Here is a 16,314-nt window from a genome sequence, read left to right as displayed (position 1 = left end):
ATGCTACGGCGCGAAGGTGAAAACCGGTTTTGCCAATCCGAGAACGCCGGTAGCCGGTATCGGCCCAAAGTAGCGCGAGTCATATGAACCTCTGAATGTCGAATGAAGAAACAGCGTGTCGGGGGGCACGACTCCGCCGGGATCGGGCGTGAGCTCTCGGCCCGATCCGTCACGCGGCTGAATCGCGGATTGCGGAAGTGCAAGGCCATCGATCGCAACGGATGTGCCGATCTCGACCGACTGTCCGGGCAGCGCCACGACGGTCTTGATCAGCGGACTGAGCCAGCCGGGGCAGAAGCCGCGCCGCACATAGCCGCGTTTCCGAGCCTGCCGAAACGTCTCGGTCAGTGGCGGGCAAATGAACACCCGATCCCCGGCCCGGACCTCGCGGTTCAGCGTCTCGATCCGCCAAAGCCCGAGCGGATAGCTCGGTGTCAGATTGATCCGGAACCCGGCGCCGTAGCCCAAGCCGAACAGCGCCAAAGGGATGCAAGTGAGAACGGCAACGATGACGATCCGGCGCCGCCGACTCACTGTTTCAGCCCCTGGCTCTTGGTCTGGGTTTGCCGCATCGCCTCGGACTGCTTCAGGGCCTCTTGGGTGCGCTCGTGAGCGGCCAGTTGCTGGCCGGCGCGCATGGTCGGCCAAGCGCTGCTGAGTTTTTCCCGGTCACCGGGCGACATGCCCTGGGCCGACTTGTCGAAAGTCGAGCCCGACGGAGTTTTGGCTGCATTGCCGAGCAACGTCCGCTCCCCGAACCGATCAGAGACCGCCTTGTTGAAGGTGTCGAGTTCGGCCTTCACCATGCGGTCGGCCAGCGCAAATCCGAGCGCGGCCGGCAGATCGTTGCGATCGATAGCGTCGCGGACCTTTTCCATGGCGCGCGCCGCCGCCGGCGACAGGGACGGGATATCGATCGAGGTGCGTTTGCGGTGACCTTCCTCTTCCAGCCTGTACTTGGCCGTCGCCCTCTGCCTCATGTCGAGATAGCGTTCGAGGTCCTTGCGCAGTGCCGGGACGTTGACTTCCGCCACGCGCCGATCTTCCCGATCAGCGCGGCTTGCCAGTAACCCCTCCCGACCCTTGAGCGCGCCGAAGCTGGGCGCATTCCGCTCGATCTCACCCAGCCGCTGACGGGCAATATTCGGGTCTTCGACAACGGCCTCCATGCGCATGGCCTTGAAGGCGCTTTCGGGATCCGCATAGACGAGACGAATGCGGTCGGAGAAATTGTCCCATTGCTTCTGCAAAGCCGGATCGGATTGCAGCTTCTCGTCCGCAGCGTCGGTGACCGACATGGTGAAACTGGAAATGCCCTTGACCATCGGCGCGGCCTTTCTGACTGATTGCGGGGATTGGTGAAGCGGTTCATCGACCATGCCCAGGCGCGCGCCGGCGGTCCGAAGCCGGAGGCCGAGATCGACGAGTTTCTGTTTCTGCCGGATCGTCCATTGAACCCGGTCGCGCATCAGAGTTCGCGCGACACGCACGAGGTGCAGACCGCGATTATTGGCGAAGCGAAGCGCATGGGCGTAGAAGCGCCCGCCCGCATAATCGAGCGTGACCTCCTTGGCGTTCTTGCGGGAGAGCAGCTTCTCGAGCCCGCCGGCGAGATGGAAGGACCGGCTGCCGTAATAGAGCGCCATGTCTTCCCGATGCCGGGTCATCGCGACATAGGTCAGGTGCCGGTCGAGCGAGAGCGAAGCCAGCACCTTCACACGGTCGACGGTCGCGCCCTGCGACTTGTGGATCGTGGTGGCGTAGCCATGATCGAGGTTTCGGTAGAAGCGCTGGTCGACGGTGACCTGTGTGGCCCCCTCCCCGCTCCCGATCGTCGCGACGATACTGCCGGGCGCCGCCTCGACGACCTTGCCGATCATGCCGTTCTTGACGCCGAGCGACCCCTCGTTCTTGAGGAAAACGATCTGGTCGCCAGCCGCAAACTTGCGCTCGCCGTCCTCGGTCCTGAAGGCGTGCCCCTCCTTGATGAGCCCGCGGTCAACGAGTTTTTCGCGGGCCATTGTATTGAGCTGGCGGACGTCACGGCGGAGATGCGCAAGGATCAAAGTCGACTTCACCGGATCATAGTTCCGGTTCCAGTCGGCAATGAGGGTTTCGATCGCATCGGCCTTCAGCGTTTGCGAAATCAGCTTGCCCTTCGCGCGATACGTGGCGAGCGCTTCCTTCACTCGCCCACGGGCAAGATCGAGCGACGCCGCCCGCATCCATGGTTCATTCTGGCGATAGATAGTTTCGAGCTCGGCGTAGCCGGTACGTTCGACGATCGCCCGGAACGCAGCACCCGCCTCGATCGGCTGCAGCTGCTCGGCGTCACCGACCAGGATCAATTTCGCGCCCGACTTGGTGACCGCTTCTACGAAGGTCGCCATCTGGCGGGACGACACCATGCCCGCCTCGTCGAGAACGAAGACTGTCTTGTCATCGAGACGCCGGCGGCCCTGTTGCCAACCCAGCTCCCAGGAGGCGAGCGTACGTGAGGGAATGCCCGCCTCTTTCTCCAAACCCTCGGCCGCCTTGCCCGCAAGCGCGCCACCGACGACTTTGAACCCGGCCAGTTCCCAAGCCTCGCGGGCAGCCTTCATCATCGTGGTCTTGCCGGCCCCTGCCCGGCCGACGACCGTTGCGACGCGCTCGGCGCCCGCCACATGCTCGATGGCCGTCCGCTGCTCATCCGACAGCCGCTCGTGCCGGCCGAAGACGGCTTCCAAAACCTTTGCCCGGACCGCAAACCCGCTCTTTTCCGAGAGCCAGTCCGCGCGGCTGACCATTTCGGCCTCGAGCCGGATCATCGCCGGTGTGGTCAGCCGCGCCAGGACACGGGCGCCTGTCGCGAAGTCGATGGTCTCATCGGCGAGCTTCAGGCAATCCGGGCTTTCCGTGATACGCGCGAGAAGCCGCTGGAAGCTCTCCGGATCGTCGATGTAGCGGTGCAGGACCTTGGCGATGTCGCGCTGATCGAAGACGCTCTTTTCCGAGGTAAGAATGTCGAGCACCAGCTCGGGACGGGCCTCGATGCGCGCGGCGTTCTTTTGCCGTTGCACCTCATGCAGGGTGAGCCGTTCGAGATCGATGGCGCTCGCCTTGGTCTCGGCCTTGCGCTGCAGCGCCTTGGCGCCAACACCGATATGGGTTGTCGGCTCGATGTCGATGCCGCGCTCGGCGTAGGAGCGGCCATCGACACGGATTTCCAAACCGGCAAGGGCAAGGTGGTGGTTCTGCAGATCGAGCCATCTTTGCCGTTGTTCGAGGAATTCTGGCTTCTCGCCGGACCAGAGCTTGTACTGGATTTTTCCGGTTTTGAGCCGAACCGGCCGACCATCCGGCCCCATCACCGCGACCTTCTTGGACCCGAAACCGTCTTCGGTCAGGGGGCGTAGGGTGGTCATCAGGTGGATGTGCGGATTGCCCGGATCGTCGTGGAAGACCCAGTCGGCAACCTGACCACGAGCTAGAACTTGCTCGGAGACGAACTGCCGAACCAGGGCGACGTTCTGGTCCCGGTTGAGCTCGACGGGCAAGGCGATGATGAATTCCTTGGCGAGCTGGGCATCGCTGCGTTTCTCGAAGGCTTCGACGGCATTCCAGAACGCTTCCGCTGCGCCAGCAACGGAGCGATCGGCAATCATGTCCCGCGCCCATTTCGGGGCATCGGGTGGCAACAGGAACTCCTCGTGAGCGAGGTTCTTCTTGTTGGAATAGTCGACCGTGCGCGCTTCCGCCTCGTGGCTCATCTTCGCGCAATGGCGATAGGCGGCCGACAATACCGCGCTGCAGCCATTTCCGCGCGAAATGAGCTGGGGTGTGAAATGCGTGATCGCCACGGGCCATCAAGCTCCTGGGAAACAAGTCCAACCTTGTTCCGAGAGGATGGCGGCCTACCCCATCAGGTGCCGCCAGCAGCACGTCGCGGTTCGCGACGTATTACTGCGCCCTTGGACGCATTCCTTCGGAACGCTGGGATGATCTCTCAAAGAGACGGGTCTCTCGACCCGGCATTTCTGCCGGGATGCGCTCAACGCGCACCCGGGCGATTCTGCTCATGGCTTAAAGCCATTCGCGAGAACAGGGAGCAGACGGAATGAAAAAGTCCTCATCGAAGATCAAGGAAGACATCGCCAGAATGCAGGAGCGGCTCAAAGTCGCCGAAACGCGCGAGGCCGAACGCATCGGCCGGCTCGCGTTCAAGGCCGGTCTCGGAGAACTCGAGATCGACGATGCAAAGCTCGTCCAAGCCTTCGCGGATTTGGCGAAACGGTTTCGTGGCGGCGGCGGCGAGACCCGGAAATCCCCGCCCACGCAAAACCCGGCTGGCGCGTCTTCGGGCGCGAATAGCGAGGCTTGAGCGCATGCGACAGGCAAGCCAGTCCGACGCGCGCAAGAAGGATACGCGCGAAAAAATCCAGCTCGGCGGTCTGATCGTCAAAGCTGGTCTTCGCTACGAGAAGCGGGCGCTCCTGCTCGGACTGCTGATCGACGGCGTCAGCCGGATAACAGCGGACGAAGGGGAGCGGGAGCGGCTGACGGCAATCGGATCGGAGGCGTTTACCAATGACCCTGAATAAGCCCCTCCTCGCGATCGCTCCGGTCATCTTGATGATCGCTGTGTGTCTCGGGCTCACCGGCTCCGAAACCTGGTTGGCACGGTTCGGCAATTCGGCCGGGGCGCAACAGACGCTCGGGCGGATCGGCATCGCCCTGCCCTATGTGTCCGCCGCCGCCATCGGGCTAATCTTTCTCTTCGCAGCGCGTGGCGCCATGGCAATCAAATCTGCTGGCCTCGGTGTGCTGGTGGGGGCAATAAGTGTGGTCGCGATCGGTGGGATACGCGAGTTTTCGCGCCTCAGTGGTTTCGCGGACGCGCTCCCCGATGGGCACCGGCTGATCGAATATGCCGATCCCGCCACCGGCATCGGCGCGATGGTCTGCTTCATCGCCGGCATGTTCGCCCTGCGCGTTTCGTTGCGCGGCGATGCCGCCTTCGCAAGCATGAAGCCACGCCGTCTGACGGGCAAGCGCGCCATCCACGGATCGGCGGACTGGATGTCACTTGCCGAGGCGAAACGGATGTTTGGCGAAGATGGCGGGATCGTTGTGGGCGAGGCCTATCGGGTCGACAAGGACAGCGTTGCGAGCCATACGTTCCGCGCCGATGACAAACAGTCCTGGGGGGCCGGCGGGAAGTCGCCGCTCCTCTGCTTCGACGCTTCGTTCGGATCGACACACGGCCTCGTCTTCGCCGGGTCGGGCGGGTTCAAAACGACGTCGGTCACGATCCCCACAGCACTCAAATGGGGCGGCGGGCTGGTGGCCCTCGACCCATCCAACGAAGTCGCACCGATGGTCATCGATCATCGGCGCAAGGCCGGGCGTGAGGTCTTCGTGCTCAGTCCAAAGGGTGCCTCGGTCGGCTTCAATGTGCTCGACTGGATCGGCCGCTATGGCGGCACGAAGGAAGAGGATGTCGTCGCCGTGGCGAGTTGGGTGGTCACCGATGTCGGCAGGCAGACATCCATGCGCGACGACTTCTTCCGCGCTTCCGCTCTGCAGCTCATCACCGCGCTGATCGCCGATGTCTGCCTCTCGGGGCATACGGCAAAAGAAAATCAGACGCTGCGCCAAGTGCGCATGAACCTGTCCGAGCCCGAACCGAAATTGCGCGAGCGGCTGCAGTCAATTCACGATAATTCGGAATCCGGATTCGTACGGGAGAACGTCGCCGCTTTCGTGAACATGACGCCGGAAACTTTTTCGGGCGTTTATGCAAACGCGATCAAGGAAACCCACTGGCTGAGCTACCCGAACTATGCGGCGCTGGTGTCCGGATCGAGCCTGTCGACCGACGATCTCGCGAACGGAAAGACGGACATCTTCGTCAACCTCGACCTGAAAACACTCGAGGCCCATCCGGGCCTGGCGCGCACGATCATCGGCGCATTGCTGAACGCGATCTACAATCGCAATGGCGAAACGAAGGGCCGAACGTTGTTCCTGCTCGATGAGGTGGCGCGGCTCGGCTATCTGCGCATTCTCGAAACGGCGCGTGACGCCGGTCGCAAATATGGCATCAGCCTTCTCTTGCTTTTCCAGTCGATCGGCCAGATGCGCGAGACCTATGGCGGTCGCGACGCCACATCGAAATGGTTCGAGAGCGCGTCCTGGGTCTCGTTCGCCGCGATCAACGATCCGGAAACCGCCGAATACATCTCGCGGCGATGCGGCAATACCACCGTCGAGGTCGATCAGTTGAGCCGGACATCGCAGATGTCGGGGTCGTCGCGAACACGCTCAAAGCAATTGGCGGCGCGGCCTCTGATCCTGCCCGAAGAAGTGCTGCGCATGCGCGGTGACGAACAAATCGTTTTCACTTCGGGCAATCCGCCGCTTCGATGTGGGCGCGCGATTTGGTTCCGGCGCGACGACATGAAAGCGGTCGTGGCGACGAACAGGTTTCATCGGGAAGACCGAAGATGAATGGCGTGAATCGATAGCGATCGATTGATTCACAGAACTGATTGGACATGGGAATCGGTGTCGGCGAGACTCTTCCCATGCACCTACGCGAGCCAGAGCCGGTCCATCTTCGCCGCATCGACCCAACACAAAATATGCGGCGCTTTTATAGCCTGAGCGTTCAGCCGACCCTGTTCGGCGGCGCTTCGCTCATTCGCGATTGGGGAAGGATCGGCACGCGCGGCCAGACAATGATGGAGACATTCGACACGGCCGATGATGCCGATCTGGCGTTCGACCGTCTGGAGCGAAGCAAGAGACGCCGCGGGTATCGCGATGCGTTCGGGGATCAAGCCGCATCAGTGAATGCGACCGATAAGCGCTGACATGCGAAAGGCCCCGCCTTGCGGCGAGGCCCTTGTCTTCCGGGCGGATCAGTCGCGCTTGTTGTTCGGGCGCGACCAGATCAGCTGCATGCCGTCTTGGCCTTCAACCTCGACCAGGGTGGCGTAGATCGGAGCCGCGAAGCTCGGGTCGTCCAGCTTGACCGAGAGGTAGTCGCGTTCGGTTTCCTTGGCCTGCTTCTGCCACCCGGCGCCCAGTTCGACGTTGCCGGAGAAGATGCGGAACTGCGGGCCATTGTCGGAGGGGTTCTCGACGCGCTCGAAGCGGGCCTTGATGTTGAGTGCGAGGGTGTTGATCTGACCGGTGAAGCCGTTCTTGGTGGTGGTGAAAGTGCCGATGTTTGCCATTGTCCTATTCCTTTTCGATGTTTCGGGCCGCGCCCATCGCGGCCTCGATGGCTGTCGAAGAGACCGGTAACGATCGGCGCGCATCCCGAAGGGACCGCAATGAAATGGAGGACGGCGGTCCGGGGCTTTCTTGCATCGCGAGGAATGGCGGCGCAGCCGCCAGGGGAAGAAAGTTCCGGTCCGCCGTTGCGACAAGCCGGGCGAGGCGAAGCCGTTTGCCGGTCAGACATGCCAAATCGAGACCGCGTTGGGCGAGCTCCGTGAGAGACGACGGAAAAAGGGATAGGCCATGACGTGGCGAACATGCTCACCGCCACCCGCTACAGGGTCCCCATCGGCAGATCGATCTCGTCACGATTCAAGGCAGCCCAATTGCCGGTTAGGGAAATCCGGCACTATTGGCCAGCCATCTGCCAATCTTCGGTGACCGAAAGCGCGACCGGAAAAGACAGAAAAGACAACGGTTCAAAAGTGGCATCCCTTTGCAACGCGCGCGGCTGTTGCGGGGGTTCTGCTCCTGCACGGTATGGTGAGATTAGGCGAGCGCTGCAGGTACTCTTTCGTTCTGGGCCATCGCACCGAACTCTGATGACGAGAACGCGCCGCCAAAGCGGCCTGACATCAAACGCCGCACATTCCCTCGCATTCGTTCGGCCAGAGATCGAGTTGACCGTGGTCGGCCAGCGTCGAAAGGTCGGCCTCTTCGAGGGGAACACCGGACCGGTGCAGATAGAGCTCGCCGCGAATACCCCGGATCCCGGTCCGGATCGCGCGGTCGACATCAATCGCATCGCGCCAGGCCTCTTCGTCATGGTCGCGCATGGCGCGCCATCGGGCATTGTCGTGGAGCGGACATCCGATGCATGCCGATTTCGGCGGGTCGGGATAGCCGCGCTCTCGCAGCCAGGCGAGGCAATCGCGGCGCGTCATCCGCTCCTCGATCAGCGGCCACCGGTTGCGCTGCCACGCCTCGCGGCTCGGCTTCATGCGGATAACCTCGTCAAAGGAAATCCCGATCCATTGTTCCACGACCGCGAAGGTCGGTGACCGTTTGCGGGTGAGCTGGACCAGCTCGCGGACCTTGCGGCGGATCGGCTCGATCTTGTAATCGCCCGTGCATTGGCGGCGGATCATGCCGATGGAGACATTGCCGCGCCGGTCGACCGATCGGGCGAATGCCGGGATCGAGGCCCATCGTTCGCCGCGACCGGCGGCCAGCAGGTTGTCGCGCATGTCGGCCGGCCCGACGACGAAGACCGGGAACGGCAGTACGTTTGGCGACATGAGCCAATCGAGATGCTCGTAGACAGCTCTCGGCTCCCAGCCGGTATCGGCAAAGATCGCGCAGTCCGGCATGGGCCCGACCGCGCCATGCGCCGCCATGAGGGCGAGCGTCGTCGACTGAACGCCGGCGCCGAGCGACAGCGCACGCAGACGAATGGCAGAGGGCAGATCGCCCTCCGCACCTGCATTCGAAAGGGAGAGCATCAGGCCGCCTCCCGCTCTTCAACCACCTCGGCAGGCTGAAGACCGTGGAGATAAGTCACCGCGCGTTGCGCGTGCGCCGCTGCCTGAAAGATCGCCCGCTTGTCGTCCTTGAGCACACGCAACCACGAGTGAAGGTAGCTTGCGTGATCGGGCCGCGGCTCGAGCTCCGGCACGATGCCGAGATCGGCGCACAGGAAGCAGCTTCCGAGCTCGGCAATGAGTTCTTCGCGGGCGCGTTCGGTGCGATTCTTGTGATAGCGCGACAGATCGCGTCCGACGCGGTGTGCTGGCGCCGTCCAGTGTGTGGCCTCATGGCTGAGAACGGCGACGTACGATTCCGCATCCCGGAAGCTCTCGAATGGCGGCATCTGGATGTGATCGCTCGCGGCAGCGAAGAAGGCTTTCGTGCCGCCATGGCGGATCACCGCGCCGGTGTTCTCAAAGAAACGGTCTGCATGGTCGATCCGTGACACGGGGTCGATGATCCGGTCCGACAGGTGATAATAGTGATCCGGTAGCCCATCGATCTGATCGCAATTGAAGACGGTGTAGGTCTTGAGAAACGGGATATCCCGTTCGACTTCGTCGCCACGGGAATCCGTTTCGGTCTTCGTGAAGCGGCTGGCATAGACCACGGTCGCGCCGGTTTCGCCCTTGCGCACCTGTGCCCCGATCTGCCCGGCCTGCCGGTAGGTCATCCAGAGCGGCGCTTCGAAGCCGCGGGCGATACTCTCCGACCAGAGAAGAAGCACATTGATGCCGGTATAGGGCTCGCCGGAATGCCGGAGGGGCCGCGTGATCCGGCCTTCGAGCCCGCTCGCGCTCCAGGGTTTCATCCAGGGACGGACGCCGTTTTCCAGATCGGCGACGATCGTCTCGGTGATCCGCGCATAGATATCGATACGCGGGCTCTTCTCTTTCCTTTTCATTTTCAGACCTCCTGATTTTCAGGACCGCGCCGATCGCGGTCCGTCGCGAGGTCCGCCAATGGCGGGGCTTAAGGCAGGAGCGGCACCCGAGCCGGGGCCCCGGTGCGCGCAGCGCGGCGGGGTGGCGAAGGGCCGGAACGAAGAGGAGGACGGCGAAGCCGTTGCCGCTGCTGCCGGCTCCGCCCGGACCTTGCCCGGGACGGACCACGGTCGGGGCATCCGCGCAGCGGTAAGGCGGCGCCAGGCGCCGCCTTCGAGGAGTGAAAGGATTGATGGTCAGTGGACCAAGTGACCGCCGGTGTAGGGGTCGTATTCGAAGAGAATGACGATCTCGGCGTCTTCGACTTCGTCGGCGGGGAGGACGCCGTATTCGTCGTCGGACTTGAAGAGGACGATCGGGGTCATGAGGGTACGGGCGAGGTTCCAGGCGTGTTTCTGGGCGAGGGAAAGATCGTGCTGCATCTGAGGGCTCCATCGTTGGAGCGGGCCAATCCCGCTCTTGATGGCTCCGTCAGTGTGCGGCTTAGCGGACGCGATCACCGCGCAGGCCAAAGCCAAGCGGCCGCCGCTTGCGAGCGGACCCTTTACGGGTTGATCGTGGAAGTCCGCGCCGCACCAGGAATGCCATCCCGCAAAGAGCGGGATTGGGCTGCGTCCGAAATAGAGGAACGTCCATGGACGATTTAGTCGCTTAGATGCGCGGTAGGGTCCGTCGCTCGAAATGCAGCGTCGAAGGGCGATGGGACGGTGGGTGCTCGAAACGCATTGTCATGTCGAAGTCGTTCCGGCATATCGGTTCCCGTCAGGTGCCCTTCACCGAAGGGATAATCGGGAAGTCGGGGAAGAACCGACGCGGGCCCGCCGCTGTAAGAGTGACGCGCTGGTCTATGCCACTGGAACTCTCCGGGAAGGCGCCAGCACGCGGATGACCTCAAGCCAGAAGACCGGCCTGACAACATAGCCTGCGATGCATGGACGGCAGCGCGGCAATGTTCGATCTGAAAGGAGGCCGCCGTGCCCGACCCGTCCATTCATGCTCCATCTCCTGCGCGTGTTTTCACCGAAAGCGAAAAACAGGCGCTTTATGATGTGATCTATGCCCGCCGCGATGTCCGCAACGAATTTAGGCCTGAACCGATAGACGAAGAGGCGCTTGGACGCGTTCTAAACGCGGCTCACGCCGCACCCTCTGTCGGACTGTCCCAACCCTGGAACTTTATCCTGATCAGGGACACGGCGCGGCGGGCCGAGATCAAACAGGCGTTTCTGCGCGCCAACAGGGAAGCGCGCGAGATGTTTCCCGCCGAGCGCCGCACCGATTACAGCGCTCTCAAAGTCGAAGGCATCGAGAAAGCTCCACTGAACATCTGCGTGACCTGCAACAGATCCCGGGGCGGCGAAGTCGTCTTGGGACGAACGCACAACAGGGACATGGACCTCTATTCAACGGTCTGTTCAGTCCAAAATCTCTGGCTCGCCGCCCGCGCAGAAGGTATCGGGGTCGGCTGGGTGAGCATCTTCCACCAAAGCGATCTGAAGCGCATTCTCGGGTTGCCTGACCATGTCGCAATCGTGGCTTACCTTTGTGTAGGGTACATCTCCGAGATGTATGAACGACCAGAACTGGCCGTCCGGCGGTGGGCAAACGTCGCTGACCTTCGCGACGTTGTTTTGGACGAGACGTGGAACTCCTCGGAGTGACCATCGCCATATCCGACATACCTTCAAGTCACAGTACACGCGGTTTTGGGCTCAGTCCGGGTTTTCGTCGAATCTGTCCGAGCGGCACGTTTGCGGACCGAGCGGGCCTTGGATGTGGATACGCAATGTTTCGATCCGGTGAGCGGACTCCGAGGGATTGGGCGGATGGTGAGCACCCGTACATGTTCTCGTCGGCGTCTTTGTATTGCAGAATGACATTTCATTGTGCGACCAGATAACTATCGATATTCCTTTCGAGTTCTTATGCACAACTGGCTACATCAATGGACCTAGCGACGACCGATTTCGCCGACCTGCGCCGGCTGCTGAAAAATGCGCCAAGCTTCATGGCCGTGCTCATCGGTCCGGAGCATGAGTTTGCGGTGACGAACGATGCCTACCTTCAACTGGTCGGCCACAGGGATCTTATCGGACTGACCGTGCGCGAGGCGCTGCCCGAGGTCGAAGGTCAGGGTTTTTTCGAACTCCTTGACCAAGTCTACCGGACCGGAGAGCCGTTTGTAGGAAACGGGGTTGAGATCGCCCTGCAATCGGAGCCAGGCGGTCCGTTGATGACCGGTTTTCTCAACTTCATCTATCAGCCGATGATCGACGCGGCTGGCCGGGTGTCCGGCATCTTCGTAGAGGGTCATGACGTCACCGCGCAGAAACTTGCCGAGGACGAGGCCGAGCTCGCGCGGCTCAAGGTACAATTGGCGCTCGAAGCAGCCGACATCGGCATCTGGGAGGCCGTGGTTAAAGACGGCCGGCTAGAAGCCTTCTCGGGGGATGAGCGGGCCGCGAGTCTGCTCGGTCATGCGAGCGCCAACGATCCGGAGATGTTTTTCCGCGCCGCGCCAGAATATCGTGACGAACTCTCAACCGAACTGCAGCGGCTGATTTCCTCCAAGGGTGACAAGTTTCTCGATTCAGAGGTCTGTCGCGAAGTCGACGACAACGACACAGTGCAATGGGTACATCTCCGCGCACAACTGATACGACGACTGGACTCCAGTCGTTTGGTGGGAACCGTGCGGGACATCACGGATCAGAAGGAGGCAGAGACGCGCCAGACGATGCTGCGTAATGAGCTTGCGCATCGGATCAAGAATACCCTCGCCATGGTCACGGCCATCGCGTCGCAGACCTTTCGCGGAAAGGATCTGTCGAGTGCACGATCGGTTTTCAGCGGCCGCATCATGGCTCTGTCTTCGGCGCAGGATGTCTTCATGGCCCAAACCGGCGAGCAACGGTCCATGGACGATGTCGTTGCGAAAACGCTTCGGCCGCACGCAGCTGCCGAGCGTTTCCGAATCGAGGGGCCCAAGGTCTTGCTCGGCCCACGCCAAACCGTTTCGTTCGCGCTTGCCGTCCACGAACTCGCGACCAACTCGGTCAAATATGGCGCGCTTTCCAATGAAACGGGAACTGTCGATATCCGCTGGACCGTCGAGGACGGCACCGATGGGCAGGCGGAACTGCGCTGGGTGTGGACAGAGTCCGGTGGGCCGGAGATCGGCGAAATTGCGGATGACGGCTTCGGCTCCAAGCTCATCAAACACTCGCTCGCAACCGAAATCGGCGGAACGGTTGGGATCGAATTCCGCTCCGAAGGCGTTGTCTGTGAGGCAACCGCGCCCACCAGCGCCCTGAGTTGACTTGCCCGCCCCGGATCGAGGGTACGACGGTTTGAATGATCGGAATTCTTTTTGACTGAAGAGAACATCATTGTGCTTTTGGTCGAAGACGTCTTCCTGATCCGGGATGCGGTAGCAGAGCACCTCAAAGCTGAAGGATTCTTGGTATTTGAAGCTGCGAATGCAAAAGATGCCATCCGGCGCTTGGAAACCGAAGCGCGCATAGACGTCGTATTCACGGACATCGAAATGCCAGGCGACATGGACGGACGCGATCTTGCGCTTGCGGTGCTCAAGCGCTGGCCTGGAGTTTCGGTCATCCTGACATCGGGACAGGTCGTGCCTGACGCCGAAGAATTGGCCGCAACCGCTGGCTTCTTCGGGAAGCCCTACGATCACGCTCACGTGGCGGCGGCCTGCCGGGGCGCAGTCACATAGATCCTGCAATCCTCGGCATCGGGCGCGCTGGCGAAGGCTGGATCGGCGTTCATTGCAAGATGCAGAGCGTCCGAAAGACGTCGTCTATGCAGAACGCAGCATCGGTCAAAATGGGGTCCAAGCAGTCATTCGTGGTAAAACGCACCGCTACATCCGGACCTGGTTTGAGGTTCTTTCAGAGCTCTCGTCCTATGCGGACAGTTATGACGGCTTGGCACTTCAATATGATGATGGAGCGTCTGCTATCCTTGCTGGGATAGCGACGTCCACGCCCGATTGGATGATGTATATCTGATTGTGCAAGCCGTCTTCGCCACGAATGTCGCGACGGCCTGGGCGGTATTTGCAACAGGCCCTTCATAGGGCTTCCAAGGCTCAATGATCACGTGCCGAAAAGCCGACGACCGACCGGGAGACAAGGTCTTCAGTCGGGAAGGTTCGGAGCGAACGTCAGGTCCGTTTCACAGCCTTGATCGCTGACGTGCGGGCGGCCTGCTTAATTGTCGCGGCAATCTCGCGGAGGAATGCCGCGCTGACGGAACCGATGGGCACGGTGGACACGAGATCATAGTCCTTATCCATCTCGACGCGATTGAACTCGTCGAGAATGATCCAGCATGGCGGTGTCAGACCGATGCGCCGGCACTCGATTTCCGGGACGTTCAAGCCGAGCTGCCCGCCGAGGGGCTGCTTGGACGTGAAGGGAAATAGAAACACGACATCGGGATTGCCGGGCGTTTTGATGACGATGCAGACCGGGCGGGGTTTGCGGCCGGATTCCTCACCCTTTTCGGCTTCGCGGTGCCACAAATAGTGGAACTCGGCGACGTCACCCTGTTCAAGCATCGTCTTTTGCAGGTTCGAGAATGGAGTCTATGCCGGACATCAATTCCTCACGGACCTCGTCTGGCGCATCATGCAGTGAATATGCCTTGGTCGGGCTCGGTTCGCCGCGCAGGCGGTGATAGTCTCGGGCGGAGAGAACAAAGAGCTTCTCCTTGCCGTGCTTGGTGAGCACGACCGGTTCGACCATCGCCGTCTCAAGGATTTCACCCGAGGAGCGGTTCATGTCAGAAAAGGTATACTGCTTCATCTGGCGACTCCGACGTTTTACGTAAAATAGGTATTTTACGTTGTTTTGTCAATTCGAACCTAGCGAGCAACATGGAATTGGGCGGAGCCGAAGCCCCGCCCGAACGGCTTAGCCAAGAGCCGCCATCTGCAGTTCGGCCGCCTTGCGGTCGACGGTCTGGCCGGGATTTTCGACCTGCCGTTCGAAAGGCTTCCAGGGTTCTCCGACGACTTCGTCATAGGCGGTAACAACACCCTCGGCGGCGCAGCGGAGCGCATGGGCCTGGATACCCATATCGGCCGCGAATTCGCGCTTGCGTTGAGCATTGCTGTCGAACCCAACAGGTCCGTCGAGATCCTCGTCGCGCGCATCGTTGGAAGACTTCGCAGTCGCGTCCCGAGCTTCTGAGACCGCGCGGGAGTAGAACTGGCCGGCCCCATGAGCGGAACCGACATAGGAACCGACGATACGCTGCAGGTGGATCTGCATGGCCCTTTCGCCGAGGCCTTCGTTCAGGGATTCGGCCGTGTCGACGATGATCTTGTGGTGGAGATCGCGGATGCCGTCGCTGTCGATGACGGGAAGGCCGAAACTTTCAGAGATGAGGGAGGCCTGGGCGCTGTCTGGGCAGGCGAGCCGGACCATTTCGAGGGAAGCGCCCTTGCGGAGCTGGACGATCTTGCCGGATCGACGGGAGGGACGAGCGTTGCTGGTCATGTGAGGTCCTTTCCTTCACGATTTGACCGAAGGCTCGGGCCGGCCCCTGCCGGCCCTCCCTTCGGGCGCGGGCAAAAGAAACCGGCGGAAAGACGGAGGCTTCAGGGTCCGCACGGACCGGGACGAGCGAACCTGTTCTGCGGGCCAGCAGGGCTTATCAAGCCCTCGCGCAGCCCCGCGGGGCCGGTTTGGCGAGGATGGTGCGTGCGGCCGCACCGCGGCGCGTCAGCGGCCTTGAAGGCCCCGGCCGCCGGTTTACGACCGCGACCAGAACCGAAGGGAGGCCGGAAGGGGTGGCATTGCACCGGCACCCAATGTGAAGGAAATGACCGTGGCCGGTCGGCATATGCGCCTACCGCTAGAATGCGGCTTGCATCTCGGCTCCGGTGGTCGGCCCGTGGCTAACGGTCTTTGCCCTGACGGCTGTGATCGCCCGCTCCTGTCGTGAGAGCTTTCGGTTGAGGGCATCGATTTCTCCGCGCCGCTCGAAGCTGAGTTCATCGACATAGGCCCGGAATGTGGCCTCATCGCCCCGGGTCCATCGCGATCCCCCACGGGGATGTCTTCGGGCTTTCGCCTTGGCGGTCGTGGTCATGCGTTCCGCCCTCGCCGAAATCTGCCGTTCGATCCGTTCAAGGTGCGCCCTCGTCTGCCGGTGCGCCGATTCCATTCGAGAGAGCAGGTTCGCTCGCTTGGCGGCCATCATGATGCGGCCCTTTTCGGCACGACCCGGGGCCATTGCGGGAATTGCGTGGTCCCGGGCCTGTAGTCGGACGGAATGGTAACCGGAGCCATGGACGCAGCCAGGTCTTCGCCGGCGACGGCCCAGTCGAGGATGCCGCTTGCAGCCGGCACAGGTGTCGCGGGGCGGTCGAGTTGTGCCTCGAGAGCGGCAATGATTTCTGCACGCGGATTTGGGCCGTTCGTATCGACGACAAGGTGGATGGCAACGAGAAAAGTGCTCATGAAGAGGGTCTCACTTCTGGATGGACGAATTCGGGCGCGCGGATCGAGATGAGAACGGCGCGTTTCCACGCGTCGGCGCCGGCTAGCCGAACGCTGTGGCGCCTGTGATGGATGACGAGCCGGGGATGGGCGCCCTCGAGCCT

The 16,314-nt window shown here is 61.8% G+C and carries 18 protein-coding genes and 1 riboswitch; of the genes, 8 read left to right on the top strand and 10 right to left on the bottom strand.

The features are described from left to right. Window positions 1-3: 3 nt before the first annotated feature. Window positions 4-534, bottom strand: a complete 531-nt coding sequence (gene traF / locus NIM86_RS16440; protein WP_371872934.1) for a conjugative transfer signal peptidase TraF — start codon at window positions 532-534, stop codon at window positions 4-6. Next, window positions 531-3,842, bottom strand: coding sequence for a Ti-type conjugative transfer relaxase TraA (gene traA / locus NIM86_RS16435; protein WP_253383736.1), 3,312 nt, complete (start codon window positions 3,840-3,842; stop codon window positions 531-533). Before traA ends, traF begins: the two co-directional genes overlap by 4 nt. Before the next feature lie 257 nt (window positions 3,843-4,099). Here traA and NIM86_RS16430 point away from each other — a divergent pair, with 257 nt between their 5' ends. From NIM86_RS16430 to NIM86_RS16415, 4 genes are read left to right on the top strand one after another with little or no spacing between them, the layout of a single operon-like run. Beyond that, window positions 4,100-4,363 (top strand): TraC family protein, encoded by a 264-nt coding sequence (locus NIM86_RS16430; RefSeq protein ID WP_253383735.1) that lies wholly within the window; start codon window positions 4,100-4,102, stop codon window positions 4,361-4,363. A 4-nt stretch (window positions 4,364-4,367) separates the two neighbouring features. Then, window positions 4,368-4,583, top strand: a complete 216-nt coding sequence (gene traD, locus NIM86_RS16425) for a type IV conjugative transfer system coupling protein TraD (RefSeq protein ID WP_253383734.1) — start codon at window positions 4,368-4,370, stop codon at window positions 4,581-4,583. Next, window positions 4,570-6,492, top strand: coding sequence for a Ti-type conjugative transfer system protein TraG (gene traG / locus NIM86_RS16420; protein ID WP_253383733.1), 1,923 nt, complete (start codon window positions 4,570-4,572; stop codon window positions 6,490-6,492). The genes traD and traG overlap by 14 nt, the downstream gene beginning before the upstream one ends. A 47-nt stretch (window positions 6,493-6,539) precedes the next feature. After that, complete coding sequence (locus tag NIM86_RS16415) at window positions 6,540-6,857, top strand: WGR domain-containing protein (protein ID WP_253383732.1); 318 nt, start codon at window positions 6,540-6,542, stop codon at window positions 6,855-6,857. A gap of 48 nt (window positions 6,858-6,905) precedes the next feature. Here the strand turns inward: NIM86_RS16415 and NIM86_RS16410 are convergent, their stop codons facing one another. The 3 genes from NIM86_RS16410 to NIM86_RS16400 form a co-directional block, all read right to left on the bottom strand. Next, complete coding sequence (locus NIM86_RS16410) at window positions 6,906-7,223, bottom strand: DUF736 domain-containing protein (protein ID WP_253383731.1); 318 nt, start codon at window positions 7,221-7,223, stop codon at window positions 6,906-6,908. A gap of 621 nt (window positions 7,224-7,844) precedes the next feature. Then, window positions 7,845-8,711 carry a hypothetical protein gene (locus NIM86_RS16405; protein ID WP_253383730.1) on the bottom strand — a complete coding sequence of 289 codons (867 nt, stop codon included), beginning with the start codon at window positions 8,709-8,711 and terminating at the stop codon, window positions 7,845-7,847. After that, window positions 8,711-9,640, bottom strand: coding sequence for an ArdC family protein (locus NIM86_RS16400; protein WP_253383728.1), 930 nt, complete (start codon window positions 9,638-9,640; stop codon window positions 8,711-8,713). Before NIM86_RS16400 ends, NIM86_RS16405 begins: the two co-directional genes overlap by 1 nt. Before the next feature lie 279 nt (window positions 9,641-9,919). Between NIM86_RS16400 and NIM86_RS17295 the strand changes: the two genes are divergently transcribed. The 4 genes from NIM86_RS17295 to NIM86_RS16380 all read left to right on the top strand — a co-directional run bounded on the left by NIM86_RS17295 (window position 9,920) and on the right by NIM86_RS16380 (window position 13,416). After that, window positions 9,920-10,327, top strand: a complete 408-nt coding sequence (locus NIM86_RS17295; protein WP_371872933.1) for a hypothetical protein — start codon at window positions 9,920-9,922, stop codon at window positions 10,325-10,327. A gap of 100 nt (window positions 10,328-10,427) precedes the next feature. Continuing rightward, window positions 10,428-10,608: riboswitch (cobalamin riboswitch) on the top strand. Window positions 10,609-10,654: 46 nt separating this feature from the next. Beyond that, a complete protein-coding gene (gene bluB / locus NIM86_RS16390) occupies window positions 10,655-11,341 on the top strand; it encodes a 5,6-dimethylbenzimidazole synthase (RefSeq protein WP_253383724.1) in 687 nt (228 codons plus the stop codon). A 284-nt stretch (window positions 11,342-11,625) separates the two neighbouring features. Then, window positions 11,626-12,999 carry a sensor histidine kinase gene (locus NIM86_RS16385; RefSeq protein WP_253383722.1) on the top strand — a complete coding sequence of 458 codons (1,374 nt, stop codon included), beginning with the start codon at window positions 11,626-11,628 and terminating at the stop codon, window positions 12,997-12,999. Between the two features lie 51 nt (window positions 13,000-13,050). Then, on the top strand, window positions 13,051-13,416 hold the full coding sequence (locus NIM86_RS16380) for a response regulator (protein WP_253383720.1): 366 nt from the start codon (window positions 13,051-13,053) through the stop codon (window positions 13,414-13,416). A 450-nt stretch (window positions 13,417-13,866) separates the two neighbouring features. On the opposite strand, the gene NIM86_RS16375 is transcribed toward NIM86_RS16380, so the two are convergent. The 5 genes from NIM86_RS16375 to NIM86_RS16355 form a co-directional block, all read right to left on the bottom strand. Further along, window positions 13,867-14,262: a hypothetical protein gene (locus NIM86_RS16375; RefSeq protein ID WP_253383718.1), complete on the bottom strand. Its 396-nt coding sequence runs from the start codon at window positions 14,260-14,262 to the stop codon at window positions 13,867-13,869. Further along, window positions 14,255-14,509: a type II toxin-antitoxin system prevent-host-death family antitoxin gene (locus NIM86_RS16370; RefSeq protein WP_253383716.1), complete on the bottom strand. Its 255-nt coding sequence runs from the start codon at window positions 14,507-14,509 to the stop codon at window positions 14,255-14,257. The genes NIM86_RS16375 and NIM86_RS16370 overlap by 8 nt, the downstream gene beginning before the upstream one ends. A gap of 108 nt (window positions 14,510-14,617) precedes the next feature. Beyond that, window positions 14,618-15,205 carry a hypothetical protein gene (locus NIM86_RS16365; protein ID WP_253383714.1) on the bottom strand — a complete coding sequence of 196 codons (588 nt, stop codon included), beginning with the start codon at window positions 15,203-15,205 and terminating at the stop codon, window positions 14,618-14,620. 358 nt (window positions 15,206-15,563) lie between these two features. After that, the gene (locus NIM86_RS16360) at window positions 15,564-15,911 is read right to left on the bottom strand and encodes a hypothetical protein (RefSeq protein ID WP_253383713.1); all 348 of its coding nucleotides are present in this window, start codon (window positions 15,909-15,911) and stop codon (window positions 15,564-15,566) included. Continuing rightward, on the bottom strand, window positions 15,908-16,171 hold the full coding sequence (locus tag NIM86_RS16355) for a hypothetical protein (RefSeq protein WP_253383712.1): 264 nt from the start codon (window positions 16,169-16,171) through the stop codon (window positions 15,908-15,910). The genes NIM86_RS16360 and NIM86_RS16355 overlap by 4 nt, the downstream gene beginning before the upstream one ends. Window positions 16,172-16,314: the final 143 nt, after the last annotated feature.

It is taken from the genome of Notoacmeibacter sp. MSK16QG-6 (assembly GCF_024158145.1).
Classification (GTDB): Bacteria; Pseudomonadota; Alphaproteobacteria; order Rhizobiales; family Rhizobiaceae; genus Notoacmeibacter.
Note: the sequence above shows the minus strand (reverse complement) of the source record. Positions and strands in the feature narration are given on the sequence as shown.